This is a genomic window from Sandarakinorhabdus sp., from assembly GCF_031422795.1.
Lineage (GTDB): Bacteria > Pseudomonadota > Alphaproteobacteria > Sphingomonadales > Sphingomonadaceae > Sandarakinorhabdus.
This window is the reverse complement of the sequence record NZ_JANPML010000138.1, coordinates 1-3,621: the sequence shown is the minus strand read 5'-3', so window position 1 is coordinate 3,621 and position 3,621 is coordinate 1. Positions and strand designations below refer to the sequence as shown.

Below are 3,621 nucleotides of genomic sequence, written 5' to 3'. Positions count from 1 at the left end.
GAACTGATCACCGCTACCGATGTTGATCAGCCACGCATCATATTCCGCGCCCGTATGGCCCAGTGCCAGCAGCTCCTCCAGCATCACCGTCACCTTCACCCCGTTGGGCGTGCCCAGGCTGTAAAGCTGGAATGGGTGTTTGCCGATGGGCAAGTCCTTGTCTTGCGTCGGGCCAGCGATCGGGCGGTTGATGTTGGCGAACCGGCCGCCGAACTCCTTGTCCCAAGTCCAGACTTTGGGCGGCACATAGTCGGTCATGTCGGTTCTCCGGGAAGATCAATCATCCAGCGCAGCATAGACCATGGTGCGCATTTCCTTGCGGACCGGCCAGGTGCTGGACGGGATGAGCTGGGTCATGAAGATGCCGATCAGGTCTTCTTCTGGATCGATCCAGAAGAAGGTGCTGGCCGCGCCGCCCCAGAAATAATCGCCGTTGCTGCCGGGCATGAGAGTCTGGCTGGCGCTCATGGTGGTGGCAAAGCCGAGGCCGAAGCCGACGCCGTCATAGGCGGCCTCGCTGAACAGCGATTTCGACATGGATGCGATGCTGCCGCCGCCGGGCAGGTGATTGGCGGTCATCAGATCGAGCGTCTTGCGGCTGATGATGCGATGGCCGTTCAGCGTGCCGCCGTTGAGCAGCATGCGGCAGAACTGCAGATAATCAGCCGCCGTCGACACCAGCCCGCCGCCGCCGGAAATGAAGCTGGGCGGCTTGAGGTAGGACGAGGCGGTGGGATCATCCTGCAGGGTGATGGTGCCGGTCTTGTCGGGCTGGTAGCAGGCGGCAAAACGGTGCTGCTGCCCGTCGCGGACGTGGAAGCCGGTATCGACCATGCCGAGCGGTGCGAAGATATGTTCGGCGAGAAAATCCTCGAATTTCTGGCCGGAAACCACCTGCACCAGCCAGCCCAGCACATCGGTTGCCACCGAGTAGTTCCAGGCATCACCGGGCGAGAACTCCAGCGGCAGCTTGGCCAGCGCCTGGATCATGCCCTCCAGCGTGCCGGCCTTTTCGATCTCGCCAATCTTTTCGCGGCGATAGGCTTCATCGACGTTGCTGCGCAGCTGAAAGCCATAGGTGAGGCCGGCGGTGTGGCGGAACAGATCAACCACCTGCATCGGGCGCGTTGGTGGCCGGGTCTGAAAGCCCAATTTGTGGGTGCCGGCGACGAACACGCCAAGATTTTTCCATTCCGGAATATAGCGATGCACCGGATCATCGAGCGCGATCTTGCCCTGTTCGACCAGCATCATCAGCGCCACCGATGTGATCGGCTTGGTCATCGAATAAATGCGGAAGATCGTGTCGTCGCGGCACGGAATGCCGCGTTCGACATCGGCCAGGCCTTGGGCATGGCTGTGGACCACTTCGCCGTGGCGGGCGACCAGCGACAGCGCGCAGGGCAGGCGACGGGTGGCAATGTATTTTTCGGCCAGATGCGCGTCGAGACGGGCAAGCCGGGCTGGCGAGAATCCCAGAGTGTCGGTCATCGCGGCATCCTTGTCGTGAATTGGCTGTGGCCGATCAGAAGGTCGGCTGATCATATTTGCGCGGTGCCACCTGCCGGTGCAGTTCGCAGATCGCATCGGAACCGGCGGTTTTATACAGGCCGGGGACGAGGCCGTGCACGAAGCATTTCAGGCTGGCGGCGAACATGCGGCCGCCAACGCCAAAGGCGGCGCCCATATGTTCGGTATAGCTTTCATTGACCACGCGCGGGTGTTCGAGAAACAGGCGGGTGAACATGCGAACCTCTCGAGCTATGAATCGGTCAGGCCACAATGGCCGCTGCTTCGCGCTGCCGCAACCGTGCCGTGCCACCCATCAGCCGATTGATCGCCAACGCCACGCCAATTGTGGCCAATAACGTCACCAGCATCAGGTGGATATAGTGGGTGGGCGTCCACACCCAGGTGAACACGGCATACAGGCCAACGCCAAAACCCAACGCCAGCATGACGGCGCTGGCGCGGATGCCGGTGAACACCAGCCCGCAGATGAAAGCGGCCAGGATCGGCATGGAGAGCAGGCCGTTCAACTGCTGCACCAGATTGATGATGGAGGCGGCCCCGCTGTAAAGCGGCACCAGCGCGATGGAGATGGCCACGAAACCCAATGAGATGAAGGTGTTGAGCCGGCCGACATTGGGATTGCGGTTGATATACGCTTCGTGAATGTCACACACCCACAGCGTTGTCGTGCTGTTGAGGATGGAGGTATAATGGGTGAGCACGGCGGCCGCCATGAAGGCTGCGAACGCGCCCGAGGCCCAGGCCGGCATCACCTCGGCAACGATGCGGCCATAGGCGGTGTCCCCCAGCGGACCGAATAATTTGTAGCTGGCGATACCGGGCAGCACGACAATGGCCGGCACGATGCACAGGCGGATCATCCCGGCGGCAAACACGCCCTTCTGGCCTTCGCGCAGATTGGGCGCAGCCATCGCCCGCTGCGTGATGTTCTGGTTGGTGGACCAGTAGAATGTCTGGATGAAGATCATGCCGGTGAGCAGCGTTGGCCACGGGATCGGGCTTTGCGGCCCGCCGACCAGCGTTAGTCGTTCGGCCGGGATGCCAGAGAAATCCCAGCCAATGGCCGACAGTGCCAACCACACAATGGCCAGCGCCGAGCCAAGCACGCCCACCCCGGCGATGGTGTCGTACACCGCGACCGCCCGCAGGCCGCCAAGAATGGCATAAAGCGATCCCGCCACGCCCAGAACCGCCGCCAGCGGCAGCAGCGGCAGATCGGTGCCCGATACCGTGCGCAGGAACAGCGCGCCGGTATAGAGGGTGATCGGCAGATAGATGAGCAGGTTGCCGGCGAGGAACAGCGCCGAGACCAGCGCACGCAGCGCCGGTGAGTTGTAGCGTTTCTGCAGCAGTTCCGTCGTGGTGGTGCAGCCCTCGCGGTAATAGACCGGCAGGAACACCAGCGCGAGAATGGCCAGCCCCGCCACTGCCGAAAGCTCCCACCAGGCCAGCAGCAGCATCTGCTGGCCGTTCATGCCGACCAGTTGATCAGTCGAAAGATTGGTGAGGGTGATGGAACCGGCAATGAACGGCCAGGTGAGGCCACCGCCGGCGAGGAAATATTCACGGTTGCTGTTGGCTTCGCTGCGGGTGCCCTGCTTGCGGCCCATGCGCCGCACCTGCCAGATGGTGGCGAGCGCCATGGCGACGGTGAGCGCGACGAAGACGGCGATTTGCGTGGTGTTCAAGGTTGTCATCACGGTCTAGGTTGCACGTTATGGCCGGTGCGGCTAGGGGCGGGAGCAGTTGCAGCGCGGGCGCTTAGCTCAGTGGTAGAGCATCTCGTTTACACCGAGAGGGTCGGGGGTTCGAAACCCTCAGCGCCCACCACGCCGCAGCCGGGTGCAATAATAGTGCGCAGCACTATTCTTCGACTCCAGCAAGGCCGGCCGGCGACCGAAAACGGCGACCCTCAGGTCGCCGTTTTCGTGGGTCGTCCGACGGCGCGGCTTGGCCGCGCACTAGGCTTCCTGACTTCCTTTCTCCCGTCCAGCGGACTCGGCGGCTTGGCCGCCGGCCGCAGCCGCCAGAACAAGCTTTGCAGCCAAACGCAGGCACGTCGCGCGGGCCGGCGGCCAAGCCGCCGAG

3 protein-coding genes, 1 tRNA gene and 1 pseudogene are annotated in these 3,621 nt (G+C 62.9%); 1 reads left to right on the top strand and 4 read right to left on the bottom strand.

Annotated elements, in window-relative coordinates:
• The 4 genes and pseudogenes from RMO81_RS05070 to RMO81_RS05055 form a co-directional block, all read right to left on the bottom strand.
• Positions 1 to 258: pseudogene (locus RMO81_RS05070) on the bottom strand (glutathione-dependent disulfide-bond oxidoreductase); the annotation flags it as partial.
• Between the two features lie 18 nt (positions 259 to 276).
• Positions 277 to 1,491, bottom strand: a complete 1,215-nt coding sequence (locus RMO81_RS05065; RefSeq protein WP_310474672.1) for a serine hydrolase domain-containing protein — start codon at positions 1,489 to 1,491, stop codon at positions 277 to 279.
• 34 nt (positions 1,492 to 1,525) lie between these two features.
• Complete coding sequence (locus RMO81_RS05060; protein ID WP_310474671.1) at positions 1,526 to 1,747, bottom strand: DUF6356 family protein; 222 nt, start codon at positions 1,745 to 1,747, stop codon at positions 1,526 to 1,528.
• 25 nt (positions 1,748 to 1,772) lie between these two features.
• On the bottom strand, positions 1,773 to 3,230 hold the full coding sequence (locus RMO81_RS05055) for a sodium:solute symporter family transporter (RefSeq protein ID WP_310474670.1): 1,458 nt from the start codon (positions 3,228 to 3,230) through the stop codon (positions 1,773 to 1,775).
• 58 nt (positions 3,231 to 3,288) lie between these two features.
• On the opposite strand from RMO81_RS05055, the gene RMO81_RS05050 reads away from it, so the two are divergent.
• A tRNA-Val gene (locus RMO81_RS05050) sits at positions 3,289 to 3,363 on the top strand.
• Positions 3,364 to 3,621 lie beyond the last annotated feature (258 nt).